The organism is Pseudonocardia sp. (assembly GCF_050246655.1).
Taxonomy (GTDB): domain Bacteria; phylum Actinomycetota; class Actinomycetes; order Mycobacteriales; family Pseudonocardiaceae; genus Pseudonocardia.
Genome location: NZ_JBFWVQ010000003.1, coordinates 1 through 20,723, shown reverse-complemented (window position 1 = coordinate 20,723; position 20,723 = coordinate 1). Strand labels below are relative to the sequence as shown.

24 protein-coding genes and 1 pseudogene are annotated in these 20,723 nt (G+C 72.6%); 12 read left to right on the top strand and 13 right to left on the bottom strand.

The window, feature by feature from the left end; genetic code table 11:
• Positions 1-647 precede the first annotated feature (647 nt).
• Both AB7J25_RS01595 and AB7J25_RS01590 read right to left on the bottom strand, forming a co-directional pair.
• On the bottom strand, positions 648-848 hold the full coding sequence (locus AB7J25_RS01595) for a hypothetical protein (protein ID WP_428504185.1): 201 nt from the start codon (positions 846-848) through the stop codon (positions 648-650).
• 172 nt (positions 849-1,020) lie between these two features.
• Complete coding sequence (locus AB7J25_RS01590; RefSeq protein WP_428504183.1) at positions 1,021-1,539, bottom strand: MarR family winged helix-turn-helix transcriptional regulator; 519 nt, start codon at positions 1,537-1,539, stop codon at positions 1,021-1,023.
• Between the two features lie 111 nt (positions 1,540-1,650).
• Between AB7J25_RS01590 and AB7J25_RS01585 the strand changes: the two genes are divergently transcribed.
• Both AB7J25_RS01585 and AB7J25_RS01580 read left to right on the top strand, forming a co-directional pair.
• A complete protein-coding gene (locus AB7J25_RS01585) occupies positions 1,651-2,301 on the top strand; it encodes an FMN-dependent NADH-azoreductase (protein WP_428504181.1) in 651 nt (216 codons plus the stop codon).
• 110 nt (positions 2,302-2,411) lie between these two features.
• Entirely contained in the window at positions 2,412-3,206 is a 795-nt protein-coding gene (locus tag AB7J25_RS01580) for an SDR family NAD(P)-dependent oxidoreductase (RefSeq protein ID WP_428504425.1), read from the top strand.
• A gap of 132 nt (positions 3,207-3,338) precedes the next feature.
• On the opposite strand, the gene AB7J25_RS01575 is transcribed toward AB7J25_RS01580, so the two are convergent.
• Positions 3,339-3,608: a DUF1876 domain-containing protein gene (locus AB7J25_RS01575; protein ID WP_428504179.1), complete on the bottom strand. Its 270-nt coding sequence runs from the start codon at positions 3,606-3,608 to the stop codon at positions 3,339-3,341.
• A gap of 327 nt (positions 3,609-3,935) precedes the next feature.
• Between AB7J25_RS01575 and AB7J25_RS01570 the strand changes: the two genes are divergently transcribed.
• On the top strand, positions 3,936-4,154 hold the full coding sequence (locus AB7J25_RS01570; RefSeq protein WP_428504177.1) for a DUF1918 domain-containing protein: 219 nt from the start codon (positions 3,936-3,938) through the stop codon (positions 4,152-4,154).
• A 53-nt stretch (positions 4,155-4,207) separates the two neighbouring features.
• Here the strand turns inward: AB7J25_RS01570 and AB7J25_RS01565 are convergent, their stop codons facing one another.
• A complete protein-coding gene (locus AB7J25_RS01565; RefSeq protein ID WP_428504175.1) occupies positions 4,208-6,667 on the bottom strand; it encodes a glycoside hydrolase family 65 protein in 2,460 nt (819 codons plus the stop codon).
• 164 nt (positions 6,668-6,831) lie between these two features.
• Here AB7J25_RS01565 and AB7J25_RS01560 point away from each other — a divergent pair, with 164 nt between their 5' ends.
• Positions 6,832-7,386: a hypothetical protein gene (locus AB7J25_RS01560; protein WP_428504173.1), complete on the top strand. Its 555-nt coding sequence runs from the start codon at positions 6,832-6,834 to the stop codon at positions 7,384-7,386.
• 164 nt (positions 7,387-7,550) lie between these two features.
• Here AB7J25_RS01560 and AB7J25_RS01555 read toward each other — a convergent pair whose 3' ends face one another.
• A complete protein-coding gene (locus tag AB7J25_RS01555) occupies positions 7,551-8,447 on the bottom strand; it encodes a helix-turn-helix domain-containing protein (RefSeq protein WP_428504171.1) in 897 nt (298 codons plus the stop codon).
• Entirely contained in the window at positions 8,440-8,631 is a 192-nt protein-coding gene (locus tag AB7J25_RS01550; protein WP_428504169.1) for a hypothetical protein, read from the bottom strand. Before AB7J25_RS01550 ends, AB7J25_RS01555 begins: the two co-directional genes overlap by 8 nt.
• 92 nt (positions 8,632-8,723) lie before the next feature.
• On the opposite strand from AB7J25_RS01550, the gene AB7J25_RS01545 reads away from it, so the two are divergent.
• The 4 genes from AB7J25_RS01545 (at position 8,724) to AB7J25_RS01530 (ending at position 10,671) form a co-directional block, all read left to right on the top strand.
• Positions 8,724-9,179, top strand: coding sequence for a hypothetical protein (locus AB7J25_RS01545; protein WP_428504167.1), 456 nt, complete (start codon positions 8,724-8,726; stop codon positions 9,177-9,179).
• Positions 9,180-9,258: 79 nt separating this feature from the next.
• Entirely contained in the window at positions 9,259-9,576 is a 318-nt protein-coding gene (locus AB7J25_RS01540; RefSeq protein WP_428504165.1) for a DMT family transporter, read from the top strand.
• Positions 9,573-10,124: a TetR/AcrR family transcriptional regulator gene (locus AB7J25_RS01535; RefSeq protein WP_428504163.1), complete on the top strand. Its 552-nt coding sequence runs from the start codon at positions 9,573-9,575 to the stop codon at positions 10,122-10,124. The genes AB7J25_RS01540 and AB7J25_RS01535 overlap by 4 nt, the downstream gene beginning before the upstream one ends.
• 85 nt (positions 10,125-10,209) lie before the next feature.
• Positions 10,210-10,671, top strand: a complete 462-nt coding sequence (locus AB7J25_RS01530; protein ID WP_428504161.1) for an ArsI/CadI family heavy metal resistance metalloenzyme — start codon at positions 10,210-10,212, stop codon at positions 10,669-10,671.
• A gap of 40 nt (positions 10,672-10,711) precedes the next feature.
• Here AB7J25_RS01530 and AB7J25_RS01525 read toward each other — a convergent pair whose 3' ends face one another.
• The 5 genes from AB7J25_RS01525 to AB7J25_RS01505 all read right to left on the bottom strand — a co-directional run bounded on the left by AB7J25_RS01525 (position 10,712) and on the right by AB7J25_RS01505 (position 13,949).
• On the bottom strand, positions 10,712-11,299 hold the full coding sequence (locus AB7J25_RS01525) for a sigma-70 family RNA polymerase sigma factor (RefSeq protein WP_428504159.1): 588 nt from the start codon (positions 11,297-11,299) through the stop codon (positions 10,712-10,714).
• A 208-nt stretch (positions 11,300-11,507) separates the two neighbouring features.
• A complete protein-coding gene (locus tag AB7J25_RS01520) occupies positions 11,508-12,254 on the bottom strand; it encodes an aquaporin (RefSeq protein ID WP_428504157.1) in 747 nt (248 codons plus the stop codon).
• Positions 12,247-12,897: an arsenate reductase ArsC gene (locus tag AB7J25_RS01515; protein WP_428504155.1), complete on the bottom strand. Its 651-nt coding sequence runs from the start codon at positions 12,895-12,897 to the stop codon at positions 12,247-12,249. Before AB7J25_RS01515 ends, AB7J25_RS01520 begins: the two co-directional genes overlap by 8 nt.
• Positions 12,894-13,556 carry a helix-turn-helix domain-containing protein gene (locus AB7J25_RS01510; RefSeq protein ID WP_428504153.1) on the bottom strand — a complete coding sequence of 221 codons (663 nt, stop codon included), beginning with the start codon at positions 13,554-13,556 and terminating at the stop codon, positions 12,894-12,896. Before AB7J25_RS01510 ends, AB7J25_RS01515 begins: the two co-directional genes overlap by 4 nt.
• Before the next feature lie 60 nt (positions 13,557-13,616).
• Positions 13,617-13,949, bottom strand: a complete 333-nt coding sequence (locus AB7J25_RS01505; RefSeq protein WP_428504151.1) for a response regulator transcription factor — start codon at positions 13,947-13,949, stop codon at positions 13,617-13,619.
• A gap of 163 nt (positions 13,950-14,112) precedes the next feature.
• Here AB7J25_RS01505 and AB7J25_RS01500 point away from each other — a divergent pair, with 163 nt between their 5' ends.
• The 3 genes from AB7J25_RS01500 to AB7J25_RS01490 all read left to right on the top strand — a co-directional run bounded on the left by AB7J25_RS01500 (position 14,113) and on the right by AB7J25_RS01490 (position 17,818).
• On the top strand, positions 14,113-15,006 hold the full coding sequence (locus tag AB7J25_RS01500; protein WP_428504149.1) for a polysaccharide deacetylase family protein: 894 nt from the start codon (positions 14,113-14,115) through the stop codon (positions 15,004-15,006).
• 25 nt (positions 15,007-15,031) lie between these two features.
• Entirely contained in the window at positions 15,032-15,862 is an 831-nt protein-coding gene (locus AB7J25_RS01495) for a mycofactocin-coupled SDR family oxidoreductase (protein WP_428504147.1), read from the top strand.
• A gap of 147 nt (positions 15,863-16,009) precedes the next feature.
• Entirely contained in the window at positions 16,010-17,818 is a 1,809-nt protein-coding gene (locus tag AB7J25_RS01490; protein ID WP_428504145.1) for a sigma-54-dependent Fis family transcriptional regulator, read from the top strand.
• 640 nt (positions 17,819-18,458) lie between these two features.
• On the opposite strand, the gene AB7J25_RS01485 is transcribed toward AB7J25_RS01490, so the two are convergent.
• Entirely contained in the window at positions 18,459-18,974 is a 516-nt protein-coding gene (locus AB7J25_RS01485; RefSeq protein WP_428504143.1) for a DoxX family protein, read from the bottom strand.
• A 95-nt stretch (positions 18,975-19,069) separates the two neighbouring features.
• On the opposite strand from AB7J25_RS01485, the pseudogene AB7J25_RS01480 reads away from it, so the two are divergent.
• Positions 19,070-19,618 (top strand): annotated as a pseudogene (locus tag AB7J25_RS01480) (TetR/AcrR family transcriptional regulator); the annotation flags it as partial.
• A gap of 532 nt (positions 19,619-20,150) precedes the next feature.
• Here the strand turns inward: AB7J25_RS01480 and AB7J25_RS01475 are convergent.
• Positions 20,151-20,723: WD40 repeat domain-containing protein (locus tag AB7J25_RS01475; RefSeq protein ID WP_428504141.1), on the bottom strand; the 573-nt coding region annotated here is incomplete at its 5' end.

Genomic DNA, 20,723 nt, shown 5'->3' with positions numbered 1-20,723 from the left:
ATCCCACCGCTGCTTCGCAGATCCCACCGCTGCTTCGCAGAGCCCACCGCTGCTTCGCAGAGCCCGCACACCCTTCGCAGACGCCGCAGCACCTGCGAAGCGCACCCACACCCTGCGAAGCAGCAACACCCACGCACCACAGCCCGGCACCCCGCCCGGTCGGCGACCAGCCCCAGCGCCGGGCGACCCGGCGGCGGACCATCAACCCATCGACCGCGCGGCAGGCACCACCCTCGCAGAGCGCACCGCTGCCCTCGCAACCCCGCCCGCTGCCCTCGCAACCCCGCCCGTCGCCCACGCAGACCCCGCCGCCGCCCTCGCAGACCCCACCGCAGTCCTCGCAGACCCCCACCGCTGCTTCGCAGAGCCCACCGCAGTCCCCGCAGACCTCGCACACCCTTCGCAGACGCCGCAGCATCTGCGAAGCGCACCCAGACCCTGCGAAGCGGCGACACCCACGCGCCACAGCCGGGCACCCCGCCCAACCGGCGATCAGCCCAACCGGCGACCAGCCCAACCGGCGACCAGCCCCAGCCCCAGCACCACCCTCGCAGGCCCCGCCGCCCCGCGCAGCAGCAGGCGGCCCCCCGCGCAACGAGCCGTGCCCCACCAGGTAGGCCCCGACGGCGGACGCCCACCCCGCCAGGTCAGCCGCGGGCGGCGTGCACGTTCGGGACGAACAGGTACCCGTCGCCGATCGGGGGCTCCCCCGAGTCGAGGAGCGCGTCGACGTCGGTGATCAGGTAGCCGCGCCCGGCGGTGGCGAGGCGGGCCTGGCGGCGCGCGTCGTCGCGGGCGTTCCTCGCGGTGCGGTACGCGCGGCGGAGCCGCTGCAGTGTCGACGTCATTTCGCGCCTCCCCGTCGGGTCCGTCACGATCGGTCCAACGAGCGACATCACCCGAAGGTGTGGCCTCCCCGTCCGGCGGGACGATCGTCACCCTGAGGGGCACATCGGCGGACACGGTGAGCAACCCTCGATCGGGTCGTGCGGACGGCGATCAGCGACCGCGGACCGCCGATCAGCAGGTGCCGGCGCCCTCGCCCGAACTCTGCATCGCGGCCAGGAGCCGCGCGCTGATCGCGGTGAGGGAGCGCTGCTGCGCGGCGGTGAGGGGGTCGATCACGAGCCGGCGCACCGCGTCGACGTGGCCCGGCGCGGCCGCCTCCACCACGGCGAAACCCTCGTCGGTCAGCGCGGCGACGGTGTAGCGCCCGTCGACCGGGTCCGGGCAGCGCCGCACCCAGCCTGCGGCCTCCAGCCGCTTGACGACGTTCGACAGCCGCGAGAGCGATCCGTTGGCGAGCCGGGCGAGCTCGCTCATCCGCAGCGCCCTCCCCGGGGCCATCGACATGCTGCTGAGCACGAGGTACTCGAACAGGCTCAGGCCGGAGTCGCGCTGGAGCTGGGCGTCCAGCGGACCGGTGAGCTGCAGCAGCAGGCTGACGAGAGCCTTCCAGGCGCCGGTCTCCTCCTCGGAGAGCCACCGGACCGGTGCGTCACTGGTCTCGGAGACGTCCGGACCGGTCGGGCTTGCCATGCCGCCCAGCGTATCGGGGCGGCACGGCCTCCCTCGTGACTTCACACATGAAGTGATACCGTACGAGCGCAACTTCACGCATGAAGTAATCGAACCCACGGGAGGCCCGGCATGACCCTATTTCGACTGGACGCCAGCATCCGGCTGGACGGCTCCGCCAGCCGCGAGCTCGCCGACGTCGTCGAGTCCGAGTGGCGCGCTGTGCACCCGGGCTCCCCCGTCGTGCGCCGCGACGTCGGCACGGACCCGGTCCCCGCCCATGCCTGGCCGCTGGCCCTCGGCGCCGCACAGACCTCGCCCGAGCAGCACACCGCGGAGCAGCGGGAGGCCTCCCGGCTCGCCGCGACGCTGTTCGACGAGCTGCACGCAGCGGACGCCCTCCTGCTGGCCGTCCCGATGTACAACTTCGGCGTCTCCCAGCACGTCAAGGGCTGGATCGACCTCGTCACCGCGGACCCCCGCGCCGTCAACGGCGGTGCCGGGATGCTGGCCGGCAAGCCCACGGTCCTCGTCACCGTGCGCGGCGGCGCGTACGGCCCGGGCACCCCGCGGCACGGCTGGGACCACTCGACGGGCTACCTCACCCGCATCGTCGGCGACGTCTGGGGGACCGATCTCACCGTCGTCGAGCGCGAGTTCACCCTCGCCGGGGTCAACCCCACTCTCGACGAGTTCGTCGAGGTCGCGGAGCAGATGCGCACCGACGCGGTGCACGCCGCGCGCGCCGCTGCGCGGACCCTCGTCCCGGCCCGGGCCGCCTAGCGGCGCACCGCGCCGACGACCGCGGGGCGCCGCACCTCCGAGCGTCGGCGGTCCCGGGCAGGATGGGGGCTCCCGACGAGGAGGATCCCGTGTCGACCACCGGCAGCACCCTGGACATCGATCTCGGCGGCCGGGTCGCCCTGGTGACGGGCTCGACCCAGGGCATCGGTCACGCGATCGCCACGCGGCTGGCGCAGGCGGGCGCGGCCGTCGTGGTGAACGGGCGTGTCGGCGGCAGGGTGGAGGCGGCGGCGGCCCGGATCCGGGACGCGGTCCCGGACGCGACGGTGCGCGGCGTCGTCGCCGACCTGACCGACGGCGAGGCGGTGGACGACCTGCTGCTCGAGGTGCCCTCGGTCGACATCCTCGTCAACAACCTGGGGATCTTCGGCGCCCGCCCCGCCCTGGAGATCGACGACGCCGAGTGGCGCCGCTACTTCGAGATCAACGTGCTCGCCGGGGTGCGCCTGATCCGCGCCTACCTGCCGGAGATGATGGCACGCGGGTTCGGCCGGGTACTGTCGATCTCCAGCGACTCCTCGGTCGTCATCCCGGTCGAGATGGTGCACTACGGGGTCACGAAGACGGCCCAGCTCGCGGTGACCCGCGGCTTCGCGAAGGTCGCCGCCGGCACCGGGGTGACGGTCAACTCGGTGCTGGCCGGGCCGACCCACACCGGGGGCGTCGAGGAGCTCGTCGAGCAGATGGTCGGCGCGGACCAGCCGTGGGAACAGGCCCAGCGCACCTTCATGCGCGAGCACCGCCCGCAGTCGCTGCTGCAGCGACTCATCGAGCCGGCCGAGATCGCGAACATGGTCGCCTACCTCAGCTCGCCGCTCGCGTCGGCGACGACGGGCGGGGCGATCCGGGTGGACGGCGGCTACGTCGACGCGATCCTGCCCTGATCCGTGCGGCGTGCACCGCACACACCGGCCGAGCAGCGGCCGGACGGCCGGGGCCGCCGCTGCCGGTGGACGGGACACCGCGAGCGGACGGCCCCTCCGCGGATCCCGGGGAGGGGCCGTCGCGCGTGGCGGTCAGCGGTCCAGATGCACCGGCCGCCGGACGATCTGCTCGATGTCGCCCGCCGCCGCGTCGAGCAGCCGGTGTCCCAGGTCGGACAGCGCACGGGCCGCGGCCAGCTCGTCGCCGATCTCCGGCACGTCCCGGTCGGCCGGGTTGCACCGGGCGAGCCCCGTGCCGACCAGATCCTCGGCGCCGTGGGCGTCCAACCGGGCGACCGCCCGGGTCCGGCCGTCGTGCTCGTCGATGTCGATGACGACGGTCCACTGCTTCGCGACGTTCATCGTTCCTCCTCTCCCCTGCCGGTCACGCCCGGCGCGTCCCGGCGGGCGGTGCGCGCCGTGCCCGGTCCCGTCCGGCGGCGACCCCGCCCCTTCATGCTCCTGCGGCGGCGCCGGCGGGGGAGGTGGCGGAAGACCCGCAACCGGCATCGAATTACCCGCCCGAACCCTGCAGGAGGCTCATGGCTGCCACCCACCCGGCACCCGTAGGCGCCTGCGGCCGCTGGCACGTCCTGTCGCGGCGTGACCCGGCCCGCCCCGCGGCGTGGAAACCCTGGCGAGGTGCGGTCGAGTGGCCCAGGCTGGGGTCGGCGCGCGAGGAGGGCAGCGATGAGGGCGAAGGTCGGGGACTGGCTGATCATCGAGGGCAGGAAGGTCGACGACCGACGTCGGCAGGGTCAGATCCTGGAGGTGCAGCACGCCGACGGCTCACCTCCCTACCGCGTGCGGTGGGTGGAGGACGGCCACGAGTCGGTCGTGTTCCCCGGCCCGGAGGCGCGTATCGAACCGCATCCCGTCCCACCGTCGATCCGCGTGGACGACGACTGACAGGGCACTCGGCACGGCACTTGGCACGGCACTGCCGGTCACGGAGCAGCCCCTCACACCCGGCCGTCGACCACCGGGCCGGACTCGGAGCCCCGCCGGTGGGCGACGAACTCGACCGCGTCACCCGGATGCAGGTCGTGCACCTGCCTGCCGCACCCGACGCGCACGACCCGGCCGGGCCCGGGCTCGGAGCGGACCCGCACGGCCCGGCCGGAGACGCGGACCGTCAACGGCTGTCCCCGGTACTCGACGGCGAACTCGAGCCCGCCGAACCGCCGCGGCCAGTTCGGGTTGAACCACAGCGCGTCCTGGCGGGTCTCCAGGCCTCCGAAGCACCGCTGCAGCAGGTCGACGCATCCCGCCATGGCGCCGACGTGGATGCCCTCCGCGGTGGTGCCGCCCTGAAGGTCCGCCACGTCGCTGCGCAGCGCCCGCTCGAAGTGCTCCAGGGCCTGCTCCCGGTTGGCCCTGGCGAGCACCCAGGCGCCGACGAGCGCGCTGAGCGTCGAGCCGTGGCTGGTGCGCGCGAGGTAGTACTCGATGGTGCGTGGGATCGCGTCCGGTGCCAGCTCGTAGCCCAGATCTCCGAGCAGCTCCCGCAGCTCGTCGGCCGACAGCAGGTAGAACAACATCAGGACGTCGGCCTGCTTGGACGCCTTGACGTCGTCGACCGAGCGCCCCTCGGCCTCGAGGATCCGGTCGAGCCGCTGGATGTCGCCACCGTAGCGGCGCCGGTAGTCGTCCCAGTCGAGCTCCGGAAGGTCGTGGTAGCCCTCGAACTGGCTGATGACGCCGTCGGGGGCGATCGGGACGTACATCCTGCGGCTGACGTCACGCCAGCGCAGCAGCTCGGCGGGTCCCAGCTCCAGGCGCTCCAGCAGCTCGGCCCGCCGGATCGCGGGAAGCACGTCGAGGACGTCCCGCGCGCGCAGCAGCAGCCAGACCGCCATCACGTTGGTGTAGGCGTTGTCGTCGATGCCGGGCTCGGCTGCGCCGGGATAGCGCGTGCTGTACTCGTCGGGCCCCATCACCCCGCGGATCCGGTAGCGGTCGCGCGCGGCGTCGTAGGTCGCGAGGCCTGCGAAGAAGCGTGCGATCTCCAGAAGCGTCTCGGCGCCGTGGTCGGCGAGGAACTCGAGATCACCGCTCGCCTGGTAGTACTCCCAGATGCTGTAGGCGATGGCCAGCCCGACGTGGCGCTGGAGGTGGCTCGTGTCGGGGAGCCAACGCCCGGAGAGCGGGTTGAGGTGGACGCGCTGCGACTCCTCACGCCCGTCGCTGCCGGACTGCCACGGGTACATCGCCCCCGCGTGCCCGGCCTCGCGCGCCGCTCTGCGGGCCGCGTCGAGACGCCGGGTCCGGTAGCGCAGCAGCGCGCGGGCGAGCCCTGGCAGCCGCAGGGTGAGCACCGGGAACACGAAGAGCTCGTCCCAGAACACGTGTCCCCGGTAGGCCTCCCCGTGCAGTCCCCGTGCGGGCAGGCCCGCGTCGAGATCGACGCTGTGCGGCGAGACCGTCTGCAGGAGGTGGAAGATCGACAACCGCAGGGTGCGCAGCGTCTCGGCGGCCGCCGGGCTCCCGTCGTGGGCGTCCTGACCGTCGGTGAGGTCGAGGTGGAACCGCCGCCACAGCTGGTGCCACGCCAGCTCGTGGCTTCCGAGCAGCTCGTCGAACCCGGGGGCCGCCCCCAGCGCGTCGACGGCCGCACCGCTCGGCTCGGAGACGGCCGGGTCCCGCGACGTGACCAGGGCGATCACCTTGTCCACCACGACCGGCTCCCCGGCCCGAGCGGTCAGCTCCAGCTCGTGCGCGATGCGGCCCGGCTCCTCGTGACGGCGACGGTCGCCGTCCGGCGTGTTCACCGTCGTGCGCGCGGCCACGGCGATCCGCACGTCGGAGCGGACCGTGCGGGCCAGCATCAGCAGCGTCGAGTCGTCGGGGGCGTCCGTCCGGAGCACCTCGAGATGGCGGTCCGCCAGGCCCTGGTAGCGCCGCACTCCGCCGTTGGTCACCCGGCCGTCGATGCCCGACTCGACCCGTAGCCGCCCGGTCCAGTCCTCGGCCGTGACGACCGTCTGCAGGCCGGCCAGGTACGGGTGGCCCATGTGCACGAACCGGCGCTGCCGGATCGAGGTGGTCCGGCCGTCGGCGTCGGTGAAGCGCAGCTGCCGGATCAGGATCCCGCGCCGCAGGTCGAGCCGGACGCGGTGCACGAGTACGCGGACCCCGGACAACGCCACCCAGTCCCCGTCCCCGACCGCGACGCGCAGGTCGAGCCAGTTCGGCAGGTTGACCATGCTCTCGTTCTCGACGGTGTGGCCGTCGATCTCGTCGGTCAGCCGGTTGAAGCAGCCCGCCGCGTAGGTGCCGGGGTAGTGCACGCCGTCCGCCACCGACTCCGGCGCCGCGCCGCGGGTCGCGAACCGGCCGTTGCCCAGCGTGCCGAGCGCCTCGCGCCGTCCCTCGTCCGCCGGGTCCCATCCGTCGAACTCCAGCGCCCACGCGTCCTCCACGACCGCTCCTCCCCTGGGTGTCCACTCGAACGTAGAGCCCGCCCGGGCCCGGTCGGCCGATCGCCTCGGCGAGCGGGACGTGCTGCCCGGAAGCGACGGCCGGAAGGCTCTGGCCGGGACCGGGCCGGGCGCGGATGGTGAGGCAGGCTCCGGAGGGAGGGCGAATGCAGCAGAGGGAACGGTCGCTCCGGCGGGCGTGGTGGCGCCGACCCGTCGTCCGGGGGATCGCCGCCGCCCTGGTGGCGGCGCCGGTGATCGCCGCCGTGGCGTTCCGCGGGCACCGCCCCGCGGTGCTCGACGGGGTTCGCCGGTTCAACCGGAACATCCTCAACCCGGCGATGCTGCACCTCGCCGGGCGCAGGCACTGGTACGCCGCGCGGCTGGAGCACGTCGGCCGCCGTTCCGGGCTCGCCCGCGCCACGCCGGTCGTTGCCCGGCCGCTGCGGGCCGGGTTCGCCGTGCCGCTGCCCTACGGAACCGACGTGGACTGGCTGCGCAACATCCAGGCGTCCGGTCGCGCGACGCTGGTCGTCGGGGGCACCCGCTACGCCGTCGAGCAGCCGCGGGTGCTGCCGACCGCCGCGATCGCGGACGAGCTCGGACCGTTCTACCGGCGCATGTCGCGCGTGTCCGCGATCCGCTCCTGGCTCCTGCTCGCCGTCGAGCCGGGGAACGGCGCGGTCGTGCCCACCCTCAGGGCGGTCACCGCGAGCCGCTGAGAGGGCGGGGGTCATCAGCGTCGCGGGAAGGTCGGGTGCCCCGCGGCCGCCTCGTCCTCGCACTTCTGCCTGACGTACGTCAACCAGGCCTCGGTTCCAGTGCCAGGTCCACCGACATCCGGGCCGCCTCGAATGCTCGCACGCGCCGACCAGATGGGACAGATTCAGGCGGTGATCCCGTAATGGCGGATCTTGCGGTACAGGGTGGACCGCGCGAGACCCAGTGCCGCAGCCGCCGCGACCCGATTCCCGCTGGCCTCCCGCAATGCGGCGACGATCGCGTCGCGCTCGATCTCGTCGACGGGCCGCAGCACATGTCGTGGTGTGCTGTGGCAGTACGCGGGCAGGTCCTCCGCCTCGATGCGGCCCACGGGACGGCGCCGCAGCGCCGAGGTGAGCGCGTCGACGAGCTGGCGCACGTTCCCGGGCCAGTGGTACTGCCCGACCACCCGCAGGGCGTCCCGGGACAGCCGCACCTCCCGGCGCGGTGCGAGATCGGCGAGCACCGACTCGACCAGGGACTGAATGGCGGATCCGCGGTGCCGCAGCGGTGGCACGGTCGCCGATGCCCGGAAGACGGCCAGCAACGGGTGGTACGGCGCGTCCGGCCGCCCACCGTCGGTCGCGGTGGCGGCGAGGTGCAGCGGGTGCTGTCCGAGCGCCGCGGCGAGGATCTCGGCCGTCCGCGTCGACAGGGAGTCGACGTCGCGCAGGATGTGCAGGATGGGCCGGCTCGACGTCCGCGTCAGCCGGTCCGCGATGTCCTGCGGCGCGGCCTCCACCGCGTCGGCCGACAGGCTGACCGCGCGACCGCCGTCGTGGAGCCGGGCGAACAGGTCCGCCAGCAGGGTCGTCCGGCCGGTTCCCGATTCCCCCAGGACCAGCACCGGAGCCTTCGAGCGCAACGCCGCCTCGACCGTCGACGCGGCTGCCAGCCAGGCCGGGCAGCCGCCGGTCACAGGCGCTCCGGACCCGGCCGCCCGAGGTGCAGGCGCCGTGGCGTCACCGGCCCCGCGGAGCGCCGTGACGACGGCGACCATGCCGGCCACGTCGCTACCCACGGAGATCGTCGAGCCGCGCACCCGGCACCTGCACCCCGGACGGCAGGTCCACGGTTTCGTCGACGGTCGGGTGGCGCTGCATCACGAAGCGCATGTGCTCGAGCAGCACCTCCCGGTCGCCCGGGTCCACCAGCGCCTGCATGGCCGGGTTGGCCATCACCAGGCGGGGCCCGACCGCGAGCACCGCCTGCCGACCGCGCGAAACACACCCGTTCGACGAGCCGCCCGAACTCGGGGTCGCTGTCGCGCCGGGTGAGCAGGCGGACCTGGTTGTCCGTGAGCGCGAGGCACATGGGCATGTCGGCGATCTGCTCGGCGACCTGGCCCATCACGGGCTGTGCACAGTGGACCAGTCGCGAGCCGAAGTCGACGTCGGTGAAGTACTCGCTCGACACGACGTCCGGCTGCACACCCGACGAGACGCACCGCCGCCAGGACGCGGCCACGTGGGCGGGCACGCTGCGCAGGTACGAGTCGCGGCCCTCGAGGAACCGGTCGCGGGCGGTCACCAGCAGGCGCCGCCGATCCGTGGGCTCCACCATGACGACCACCTCCCGGCACTGGGCGGCCCCATCGTCGAGCGGCCGGAGCCGCCGCGACATGTCCCACTATCGGACATCCACCGGGCGTCCGACGGCGGTCTACCAGCGCACGTCCGAGCCGCCCCGGTCGGACGGCCGCTGGCGCTACCGCGTGCTCGACGTCCATCCGGTGTACCTCGCCGAGTGCTGAGCTTTCCGCCGGCCACCGCTTGAACGGCCCGAACAAGTTGTGCGATCGTTCAAGAAGTTGAGGAGGTCAGGAGGTCGCGGTGGTCGTTTACCTACTGCTGCTCGGGGCGATCGTCGTCGAGGTGATCGCGGCGGTCGCGACACGGCTGTCGGACGGCTTCACCCGGCTCGGCCCGACGCTCGTCGCGGTCGGGGGTGTCCTGGCCGCGTACTACCTCCTGGCTCAGGTCCTTCGGCGAGGGATGGAGCTGGGGGTGGCGTACGCGATCTGGTCGGCGGTGGGTATCGCGCTGGTCGCCGGGGCGGGTGTGCTGCTGGGCGACTCGCTGTCCGGGCTGCAGGTACTCGGCATGCTGCTCGTGGTCGGCGGGGTCGTCTCGCTGGAGTTGGGCGGATGAGCGGGCCGGACCGGGTCGACGGGCGGCGCGCACGGGGCGAGCGACGACGGGCCGCGATCATCGCTGCGACGCTGGCGGTGGTGGAGCGGGACGGGGTCGCAGGGGTCAGCCACCGGACGGTGGCCCGGGAGGCCGGAGTTCCGGCGAGCTCGGCGCTGTACTACTTCGCCACCCTCGACGACCTGCTCGTCGCCGCCCTCGCGGCCGCAGCCGAGGAGTACACGGCGCAGTACGCGGCGCGGCGGCAGGCCGGGACGGACCCGCTCGACGCGGTCGCCGAGCTCATCGGTGACTGCGCCGGAGACGGCAGGCGCCGCGGGATCGCCGAACGCGAGCTCGCGCTGCTGGCGGCCCGGCGGCCGGCGCTGTACCCGCTCGCGCGCCGCTGGCCCGACCTGGTCGCACAGGCCGCTCGGGAGCACACCGACGACCCGCTCGCCGTGTCCGCCGTGTCCGCCGCCGCCGACGGGCTGTGCACCCAGGTCCTGCTCGAACCGCTGCCGGTCGACGCGATCCGGGCCGTGCTATTGCACGCCGCGCACGGATGACGGGCGCGCGGCGCCGATGCTGCGTCCCGGATGCGACTCCGACGTCAGTAGGGGTGTCCGAAACCCCTCACCGGAGGAGCCCGACATGTCGACCACCCGTATCCAGCTCGCGCTCAACGTGGAGAACGTCACCGAGGCGACGGAGTTCTACGAGCGCCTGTTCGGCGTGCCCGCGCACAAGCGGCGCGACGGCTACGCCAACTTCGTCGTCGCCGACCCGCCGCTGAAGCTGGTGCTGATCGAGAAGCCGGGCGCGGGCGGCGGGCTGAACCACCTCGGTGTCGAGGCGCTCACCTCGGAGCAGGTTGATGCGGCGCTGGCCCGGTTCCAGCAGGCCGGGCTGCACGCCGAGGTCGCCGAGCAGGACGTGTGTTGCCATGCCGCGCAGCACAAGGTGTTCGTGGCCGCCCCGGACGTGCCGCTGGGGTTCTGGGAGTTCTACGCGGTTACCGACGACGACCCGGCCGACCCGGAGGGTGCGACGACCTCGGTGTGCGAGCTGACCTGCGCCGCGGGCGACGCCGGCGAGGTCAGCTGTTGCGCATGACGGCGCGGCGCGCGGTGGTCGCCGGGCGGCCACCGCGCGGTCAGGTGCAGCCGTCGCAGCGCGAGGTCGGTGTGTAGTCCATCGGCAGGCCGCGGGCGTCCAGGGTCAGGGCGCAGCACGCGTCGAGCAGCTCGGCGAGGCGGCGGCGGCCGCGCTGCACGCGGGATTTCATCCCGGACAGCGACACGCCCTCGCGGCGGGCGGCTTCGGCCTGGGGCAGGCCGTCGAGGTCGATCAGCTCGACGGCCCGGCGCTGCTCGACCGGTAGCCCGGGCAGCAGTGGGCGCAGGCAGCGGGCGAGTTCATCGAGGGCCTCGTTCGCGTCGTCCGGCTCGGCGGCGGGGACGTCGTGCGGGGTCGCGACGAGCTGCTCGCGGCCACGGCCGGCCCGGCGGTACTCGTCGACGACGGCGTTGCGGGCGACCCCGGAGACCCAGTGCGCGAGCCGTTCGCGGTCGTCGACCGTGCCGAGGTTGCGGTGGATCCGCAGCAGGATGTCCCCGACGAGGTCCTCGGCCCGGTCCGGATCGGCTATGCGGCGCCGGACGAACGCGCGAAGCTGCGCGATCACGTCCCGCCAGGTCTCCTCAGCGACGTCGACGCTCGCCGCACGGCCGGTCGCGTCCATGTTCACCACCGCTTCGTTCACTCCCGCTTCCGGGCGCCCGGGCGGCGCCTTCACCGTGACTGACGACGGTAACGCCGCGAGGACGCAACCGGCGGCTCGGCTCCGCTACACCCGGAGCTGGTTCGGGAGCCGATCGGGCGGGCCGGTCCTCGCCGACCCGAGGCGCCGGCCGCTCGCCGCACGGGTGGCGGGCACCGGCCACGGTCGGTCACGTGGTCTCCTGGCGGACGGGCGCGGGGTGTGCGACGACGACGTCGTCCGCGATCCGTGGCGCGTCCGGATACAGGGCGATGACGAGGAGTGCCCCGACCCCGGCGCCGAGGATCTGCGCCACGACGAACCCCGGCACGGACGAGGGGCTGATACCGGCGAACGTGTCGCTGAACATCCGGGCGACCGTCACCGCGGGGTTGGCGAACGAGGTCGAGGACGTGAACCAGTACGCCGCCCCGATCCACGACGCCACCCCGGCGGCGACCAGCCCGACGCGCCCGGTCCGGGCCAGCGCCCAGATCGTCACGATCAACCCGGCGGTGGCCACCACCTCACCAAGCCACAGGTTCGGGCTGTTCCGCGCGGTGGACGAGATGCTCACCGGCGGGAGCGCGAACATCAGGTTGGCCAGGACCGCACCACCGACGCCGCCGAGGATCTGCGCACCGCAGTAGGACGCCGTGTCCCGGCCGGACAACCCGGTGCCGGCGCGGCGGCCCAGCAGCCAGTCCACGCCCGACACCACCGGGTTGAAATGCGCGCCCGATACGGGGCCGAGCACGACGATCAGCACACCGAGCCCGAGCACCGTCGTGATCGAGTTCTGCAGCAGCTGCAGCCCGGTGTCGTCAGGGGAGAGCCGCTGCGCGGCGATGCCGGAGCCGATGACGACGGCGACCAGCAGCCCGGTGCCGAGGAACTCCGCCAGCAGCCTGCGGCCGAGCGGGGCGCGGTCAGCCACCGGCCGGCACGTTCATCTCGCTGAGCAGGCGATGCACCCGGCGCTCGATCTCGTCGCGGATCGGCCGGACTTCCGCCACGTCGAGACCGGCGGGGTCCGCGATCTGCCAGTCCTCGTAGCGGCGGCCGGGGAAGACCGGGCAGGCGTCCCCGCAGCCCATCGTGATCACGACGTCGGCGGCGCGGACGATCTCCTCGGTCCACGGCTTGGGGTACTCGCCGGTGATGTCGATGCCACGCTCGGCCATGGCGGCGATCGCCGCGTCGTTGATCCGCCCGGCGGGGTCGGAGCCGCCGGACCAGGCGATCGCGTGGTCACCCGCGAGATGGGTGAAGAACCCGAGCGCCATCTGCGAGCGCCCGGCGTTGTGGGTGCACAGGAACAGCACCACCGGCACCCCGCTGGCTTGGCGGCCCTCGACCTTGGCCAGGGCGCGCAGGCGCTGGCGGGCGAACCGTTCGGCCAGCAGCGGCAGGTGGTTGAGCACGACGGCGCGGGCGGCGAACGCGTCGTAGGAACTGTGCAGGAACCGCTCGATGGTCTCGGTGCCGAACGTGCCGTCGAACTCCCGGGCCAGATGGGTCGCGGCGGTGCGCAGGGCGAGTTGCTGGTCGATGGACAACTGGCGGTGGGTGCTGGTCACGGTACCTCCTCGGCCGGGCGGACAGCGGGGGCGAACCGAGCGATGCGGACGCTCAGCTCGTCGAGCGTGGCGTCGAACGCGGCATCGTCGCCGCGGCGCACCGGGTCCGCGACCGACCAGTGCAGCCGCCCGGGCGCATCGCCGAGCTCCTCGTGGGCCGCGTCGCAGACGGTGATCACGACGTCGTCGGCTGCGAGGACGTCGTCGACGTGCCGGGGCGCCGCCGCAGCCAGTGGCACACCGCGACGCCGGGCCACGGCGAGCGCGCCCGGATGCACCGCAGGAGCGGGATGCGTGCCGGCCGACGCCGCCGGGACCGTGCTCTCGGCCCGCCAGAGTGCAGCGGCGAGCTGGGACCGGGCGGAGTTCCCGGTGCAGACGAACACCACCCGCACGGCGTCGCGCATCCGCGCAGGCCACAGCCCCTCGACGGTGCCGGGGTCGAGGGCGAGGTAGGTGCGACGGCGATCGCCCTCCGAGCGGTGCCGGGTGAGCACGCCGGCGCGTTCCAGCACCTTGACGTGGTGGGCGAGCAGGTTCGACGGCATCGCCAGCAGCGTCTGCAGCTCCGACGGCGACGCCTCGCCGAGGACGAGCGCATCGACGATCGCGAGGCGGCCGGGATCGCCGAGCGCGGCGTGCACCGCGGCCCGACGCATCAACCGACCGTTCTGCTCAGTATTCATTGAGTCAATAGTTGCTGAGTGATATGCCCGATGTCAATGTGAACGCAGCATCCCGGCACGGACGGCGTTGAAGACGGCCTGCGACCGGGTCGCCGCGGACAGCTTCCGCAGGATGTTCTTCGAGTGGTAGCGCACCGTCGTCTCCGACACGTGCAGGCGCCGGGCCACCTGCTTGTTGCTCAGCCCGTCGGCGTACAGGGCCAGGACCTCCAGCTCGCGCCGGGTGATGCCGGCAGCGCCGGCGCCGGTCCGGGACACCGTTCGCCGGCAGAAGCGGTCGTCGACCAGGCAGCGGCGGCAGAGCGCGAGGACGAACCCGACGAGCTCCGCGGGCGCGGCTGACTTGTCGACCCGACCCATGTCCATGTGAGCCCTTCTCGATCCGACGCGAACGGCGAACGCCGCTCCGCCTCATCGTCGGCGGGGCCGCTGCACGACCGATGGGCCAGATTGACCCACCCCGGACCGCCCCCTGCCGACCAGCATCTGGCGGTACGAGCACCGCACCGATATCGACGAGGGAGCAGCCGTGACCGACGGTTCGGGAGAACGACCACTTTCCGTGTGCATCACGTTCGACTACGACGCGCTGTCCCTATGGGCGGGAATGCTGGGGAGTACCAACCCGACACAGATCTCGCGGGGCGAGTTCGCCGCGGTGGCGATGCCCCGAATCCTGACCTATCTGCGGTCGCACAGGATTCCGGCCACCTTCGCGACGCCAGGTCACACATTGCTCGCCTACCCCGACATCGCCAAGGCGATCGCCGCTGACGGCCACGAGTTCGCCCATCACGGCTGGGTGCACGAGCTCGTGAGCCTGACGGACGAGGCCGGCGAACGCGAGGTCTTCGAGCGCGGGTTCGAGGCGTTCGAGAAGGTTCTCGGGATCCGCCCGACCGGCTACCGCGCCCCCGGGTTCGACTTCAGCCCACGGACGGTCTCGCTGCTGCAGGAGTTCGGGTTCTCCTACGACTCCAGCTTCATGGGCGACGACTTCAACGCCTACTACCTGCGCGAAGGCGATCAGGCATCGCCCACGCAGCCGTACCGTTTCGGCGGTCCCGTCGACCTGGTCGAACTCCCCGCCTCGTGGGCGCTCACCGACGTTCCGTGCTTCGAGTTCGTCTGGGGTGCCCTCCCCGGGCTGCGCCCACCCTCCGCCGTCGAGGAGATCTGGCGCGGCGACTTCGACTTCGCGGTCGAGCGCAACCCCGGCGGGATCTACATTCTCACCCTTCATCCGCAGACCATCGGGCGCGGCCACCGCTGGCTGATGTTCGAACGGCTCGTGGAGCACTTCGCGAACTCCGACAACGTGGTCTTCGAAACACTCGGGGCCTACGCCGCCCGATGGCGCTCGGAAAACCCCCACGACAAATGGTGCGCGACGCCGTCGGTGCACGCACCCGCAACTTCCTGACACAAACCGACTCCAGGAGGAATCCATGGGAAAGCTCGACGGAAAGGTCGCTCTGATCACCGGCGGCGCACGCGGGCAGGGGCGCAGCCACGCGCGAACGCTCGCCGCGGAAGGCGCCGACATCGTCATCGGCGACATCTGCGAGTCGTTCCCGCACACGAGCTACCCCGGCTCGACACCCGCCGACCTGCAGGAGTCGGTCAGGATCATCGAGGACCTGGACCGGCGGTGCGTCGCGGTCCAGGCCGATGTGTCGACCGCCGACGGCGCGCGCCGGCTCACCGAGACCGCGATCTCCGAGTTCGGGCGCATCGACATCCTCGTCGTCAACCACGGGATCGTCGCAGGTGGCGTACCGACCTGGGAGCTCGAGGAAGCCCAGTGGGACGAGGAGCTGCGCGTCAACCTCAAGGGCGTGTGGCTCATGTGCAAGTACGTCGTGCCGCACATGATCACGCAGGGCAGCGGAAGCATCGTCATGACCGCTTCCGCGGCAGGCTTGATGGGATTCAGCAACATCACCCACTACACCGCGGCCAAGCACGGCGTCGTCGGCATCACCCGCGCGCTCGCGAACGAGACCGCCAAGCTCGGAATCCGGGTCAACGCGGTCTGCCCGACGGCCGTCGACTCACCCATGATGGACAACGAGTGGGCGTTCAGCCTCTTCGGCGGTCCGGGCGGAACCCGCGAGGACCAGCTGATCGGCACGGCGAGCCTCAACGCGCAGCCGGTGGCGCTGATCGACATGCAGGACGTCTCCAACATGGTCCTCTTCCCGGCTTCCGACGACGCCCGCTACATCACCGGCCTGGCCCATCTCGTCGACGCGGGCTCGTTCAACAAGTTCCCGTGACCGGCGCGGGCGGGCCCGCCGCCCCGAGGCGCCTCGCCTCGCCCATACCCGCGAGGCATACTCGACCGACCCCTCGCCGAACAGGCCCACAACCCGTCCGCCCGCCTGTCGGCACGACGACGTGCATGCGCGGAAGGGAGTGCAGCCGTGGTCGTCAGCGCTGACGAGGTACGGAACCTGCGCAAGGCCTGGGCGACCTTCGTCGAGGGGAGACCGGTTCCGGCCGACGTCCGCCCGGAGATCATCGCGTCCTGGCGGCGCAGCCAGCTCAGCCAGGTCTCGGTCGATGGCCTGCACCTGCCCTTCACACCTGTCGCGATGGAGGATTCGCGGCTGCTGCTCGCTGCCGAACCGGTGCTCGACCAGTTCGCGGACAGTGTCGCCGGATCGCCGGTCTCGGTGATCCTCGCCGACCGGACCGGGCGCGTGGTGGCCCGGTGGAGCGGCGAGACGGCACTCGAGCGCCGGCTCGAGGCCGAGTCGATCAGTCTCGGTTTCGTGCTGTCGGAGGAACACGCCGGCACGAACGGGATCGGCACCGCCCTGGAGACGATGCGCCCCGTCAAGGTGTGCGGACCCGAGCACTACGCGAAGTCGCTGCACGCGCTCACGTGCGCGGGTGCTCCACTGCGCAACCCCTTGTCCCGGCAGATCGACGGTGTGGTCAACCTCGCCTGCCCGAACGCCGAGGTGAACGGACTCCTGCTACCCACGGTGATCGATCTCGCACGGCGGATCGGACGCGAGATGCACGCTCGCTCGACGCACAGGGAGCAAGCGGTCCTCGAGGCCTTCCTTCTCGCGAACAGGACCGTTCGAGGGCCGATCGTCGCCGTGAGCGAGTCGTTCATGATGGCGAACTCCGCCGCCACGTCCGTCCTCGACGGGGTCGCCCGCAGCGCGCTGTGGGAGCAGGTTCCCGGACGCCTCGGGGAGTCGGCCCTGTCCGGCACGGTCCAGCTCGACCGCGAGACGCTGCCGGCCACGTTCCGGGGCGTCGTCGTCGAAGGCCGGACGGTCGGGTCGATCATCCTGTTCGCATCGGATCCGTCCGTCCGACGACTGTCGCTCACGGAGCCCCCGGATGCCGCGATGGCCCGCCTTCGGGCGTCCGGCCTCGCCGGCTGCAGCCCGACCTGGCAACACATCTGCCGGACCGTGGTGCAGTTGCGGCGGGACCGCCCCGTGGCGATCCTCGGCGAGCCGGGCATCGGCAAGCGCGCCATTGCCGAGTTCCTGCACCGCCACCACAGCACGGGGCATCTGCGGCTCCTGCCCGCGAGCCTCGAACTCGTCGACGGCCCGCAGCAGTGGCTCCGGATGCTGCACGAATCGTTGTCGGACGATGCGGTCGGCACCCTCGTGATCCTCCAGGCCCAGGAGCTGAGTCCCCGATGCGCCCGCGCGGCGAGCGAACTCATCGGCGCGGCGCACGGCGACCGTCTCGTCGTCGCGACCGTGACCACGTCGACGGTGGATCCCGGTCCGGCGAACCTCGTCGACCGGCTCAACGACCTGCAGATCGTCGCGCTGCCCCCGCTGCGCGAGCGCCTTCGTGACGTGCACGACCTGGCCGAACACCGCCTGGCCATGGCCGGATCGCACCGTCCGCCGCCGCGGCTGTCCGCCGATGCCGCCACAGCCCTCGCCCGCCACACATGGCCGGGCAACATCCGCGAGCTGCACGCGGCGATCGGTGCAGCGCTGGCCCGGCGTCGAGGCCCGGTGCTGACCAGCGTCGACCTGCCGGACTCGGTCCTGTCGGCGGGCCGCACCGGGCTGTCGCGGATCGAGTCCATGGAACGCGCGGCGATACAGCAGGCCCTGGTCGAGTCGGACGGCAACAAGTCCGCCGCGGCCGCCGCCCTCGGGATGTCCCGCAAGACCTTCCACCGGCGGATCCACCGATACCGACTCGGGGACAACGGGGGATTCTCGACCGGCCCGACCAGGTGAGGCAGGGCCTGTGACCGTGCTGCTGGGAAGCCCGCCGGCCAGGCGCCGAGGCCGCGGGCGCAGCGGACTCGTCGGCCGAGGTGTCCGCCGCCCCGAGTCGGGTGGGACGGTGGAGGAGTTCGCGAAGGCCTGAGCCCGGCCGTGCACATCCTCGGGCGCCGTGCACATCGCGACGTCGCCGTGCAGACGGCGGAACGTGTGCACGACGACGCGTTGCCGTGCACGGTGGCGGGAGTTGGCACGGCCACAGGGGCCGGGTCACCGGTCGAACCGCAGCCACACGCTTCACGGCCGCCCCACCGCTGTGGCACCGCTGTGCCCCGGCCGCGCGCTGTCGGCGCGGTTCGGTGGCGGGGCCACCGCCACGGTGCGGCGACCCGCCGGCGACCGGACTCCGAGTTCCGGCCGGATCCGAGACCGTCAGCGCGCGGGCGGAATCCGAGGCTTCGGCTGATGGCGAGGGCCGCGGCCCCGCCCGGCGCCGGTGATCGAGAGCAAGCGACGCGCGGGTGCCGTCCCTGCTGACGTAGCTCTCGACCACGATCGCGGACGCCACCCGGACGATGCCGCGCGTGTCGGCACGCGCCCGGCCCTGGGTAGGGCCGGGCGCGTGCATGTGCCGGGCGGATCGCGGCGAACCTCAGATGGTCACGGCGGGCCTTGCCTGGTCGCCGCCCCCGGCGGCGGTCGCGGTGGCCGATCGGCGCTGCCGGACGTGCCACGCCAGCACGGTGAGCGTCGCGCCGAGGAAGAGCAGCTGCAGCAGGGTGCGAGGCAGCAGGGCCATCGCAGGCTCGCCGCCGAGCGTCAGGCCCGCGACCGCGGCGTACACGTTCGCCGGGAACATCGCGACGAGCAGGGCCGAGAGCCCGGCGGCTGCCCAGGGGGCGGTCTGCCGCCAGAGCAGGCCGGCCGCGCCAGCGAGTTCGAGGATGCCGGTGACCGTGACGAGCAGAGCCGGCTCGGGCAGTGCCGGTGGCACCATGCTGATCAGGTCGGCGCGCATGCCGATGAAGTGCGACAGCCCGGTCAGTGTGAACATCGCGGCGAGGCCGCCCCGCAGCGCGACCGGCCAGGGGCGGAGCCGCCGCACACCGGCGGCGCCGGCGGCGAGCAGCAGCAGGGTGACGGTGCTGAGAACGACGAGTGGAGCCATGGTGCGTCCCTAGGCTGATGTGAACTTGACAGTGACTAGTCTGCGCTTCCACGCGAAACTTGTCAACGGAAAGATGCGCCGTCTAGCCTGTGACCGTGTCCACCCCCCGCCCCTACCACCACGGAGATCTGCGTGCGGCGGTGCTGCGCGCCGCCGTCGACGTCATCACCGAGCGCGGTCCAGCGAGCGTGAGCCTGCGCGACCTCGCGCGCCGGGCCGGCGTCTCCCACGCCGCCCCCGCCCACCACTTCGGCGACAAGGCCGGGGTGCTCACCGCGGTCGCCGTCGAAGGCTTCAACCTGCTGGCCGCCGCGCTGGAAGGCACGGGCAGCTTCCTCGACATGGGCGTGGCGTACGTGACCTTCGCGGTCGCGCACCGTGCGCACTTCGAGGTGATGTTCCGGCCCGACCTCTACCACGCCGACAATCCCGACCTCATCGCCGCGCGCAGACGGGCCGGTGCGGCACTGGCCGGGGGAGTGGGTTCGGTCGGCGGCCGCGCGGGCGCCGACCCCCGCCTCACCGGCATCGCTGCCTGGTCGCTGGTACACGGCTTCGCCACCCTGTGGGTCACCGGTGGCCTGCCGCCGGAGTTCGGCCACGATCCCGAGGCCGAGGCCCGCGCCGTCGCAGGCGTCCTCTTCCGCCCGGGATCCGAGGACGCCCAGCCGGAGCGCAGAGACCCAGGTGTCTCCCAGCCGAGCGCGGGACGTCCTTCCTCACTGCTTCGAACTGAAGAAGCCTGACGGCGCCGGTGGCCAACGCCGAATGGGAAACTACTGGTCAGAACCTGGAGCCGGAGGTCGGGATCGAACCGACGACCTACTGTTTACAAGGCAAGCCGTCCGTCTTGACCATGGCCTCTACCTGCGACAACGGTTGCGCGGCGGACCTCATCCGCACCGCTGACACCGCTCGTTGACCTCGTTTCGCGCCACATGTGATGCCACGTCGGCGTGGGACGGGTGGAACATCTCCCCGAAGTGCCGGAGGCGCTGAGTGCTCGGCCGCCGGCCCGACAGCGGATCGGTGCGCCTCAGGCCGCAATGCTGCTCGCTGCCTCGCCTCCCGGGTGTTGCAGCACGGATCCCCGCCGGGTCGCCACGCAGCCGGCCGCGAAAGTGACAGCGGCTCAGCGATGGAAGCAGCCTTACCCTTGACATCGTCCAGGTGATCTCACCGCATCGGCTGATCAGGTTTGATGCCGTCCAGGCGCAGAGCGAGCACACCTGTCGAAAGTCCGATGAAGAGGCCCCCACTGAAAGGAGCGACCGACAACGCCGGCACGCTGGTCCCGACCACGATGGGCCGGGACTTCATCGCCGGGTCCCACAACCGCACCGTACGGTCGTCGCCGGCCGAGGCCAGCAGCTCCCGACCCCCGACCCGCACCGCACACACCGACCGCACCCCGTCGGTGTGGCCCTTCAGCACCCGCTCGGTCGCCCCGCTGCCCGGGTCCCACAACCGCACCGCCCCGTTGGCGCCGGCCGAGGCCAGCAGCTCCCGACCCCCGACCCGCACCGCACACACCGAGAGCACCCAGCCGGTGCGGCCCTTCAGCACCCGCTCGGTCGCCCCGCTGCCCGGGTCCCACAACCGCACCGTCCCGTCGTCGCCGGCCGAGGCCAGCAGCTCCCGACCCCCGACCCGCACCGCACACACCGACCGCACCCCGCCGATGTGGCCCTCCAGCACCCGCCCGGTCGCCCCGCTGCCCGGGTCCCACAACCGCACCGCCCCGTCGGC

Excerpts from the sequence above, each read along its gene's own strand:
- AB7J25_RS01585 (WP_428504181.1), top strand. The coding sequence starts at position 1,651 with ATGACCCTATTTCGACTGGACGCCAGCATCCGGCTGGACGGCTCCGCC.
- AB7J25_RS01590 (WP_428504183.1), bottom strand. The coding sequence starts at position 1,539 with ATGGCAAGCCCGACCGGTCCGGACGTCTCCGAGACCAGTGACGCACCG.
- AB7J25_RS01575 (WP_428504179.1), bottom strand. The coding sequence starts at position 3,608 with ATGAACGTCGCGAAGCAGTGGACCGTCGTCATCGACATCGACGAGCAC.
- AB7J25_RS01535 (WP_428504163.1), top strand. The coding sequence starts at position 9,573 with ATGAGCGGGCCGGACCGGGTCGACGGGCGGCGCGCACGGGGCGAGCGA.
- AB7J25_RS01525 (WP_428504159.1), bottom strand. The coding sequence starts at position 11,299 with ATGGACGCGACCGGCCGTGCGGCGAGCGTCGACGTCGCTGAGGAGACC.
- AB7J25_RS01530 (WP_428504161.1), top strand. The coding sequence starts at position 10,210 with ATGTCGACCACCCGTATCCAGCTCGCGCTCAACGTGGAGAACGTCACC.
- AB7J25_RS01560 (WP_428504173.1), top strand. The coding sequence starts at position 6,832 with ATGCAGCAGAGGGAACGGTCGCTCCGGCGGGCGTGGTGGCGCCGACCC.
- AB7J25_RS01510 (WP_428504153.1), bottom strand. The coding sequence starts at position 13,556 with ATGCGTCGGGCCGCGGTGCACGCCGCGCTCGGCGATCCCGGCCGCCTC.
- AB7J25_RS01595 (WP_428504185.1), bottom strand. The coding sequence starts at position 848 with ATGACGTCGACACTGCAGCGGCTCCGCCGCGCGTACCGCACCGCGAGG.
- AB7J25_RS01570 (WP_428504177.1), top strand. The coding sequence starts at position 3,936 with ATGAGGGCGAAGGTCGGGGACTGGCTGATCATCGAGGGCAGGAAGGTC.
- AB7J25_RS01505 (WP_428504151.1), bottom strand. The coding sequence starts at position 13,949 with ATGGACATGGGTCGGGTCGACAAGTCAGCCGCGCCCGCGGAGCTCGTC.
- AB7J25_RS01495 (WP_428504147.1), top strand. The coding sequence starts at position 15,032 with ATGGGAAAGCTCGACGGAAAGGTCGCTCTGATCACCGGCGGCGCACGC.
- AB7J25_RS01485 (WP_428504143.1), bottom strand. The coding sequence starts at position 18,974 with ATGGCTCCACTCGTCGTTCTCAGCACCGTCACCCTGCTGCTGCTCGCC.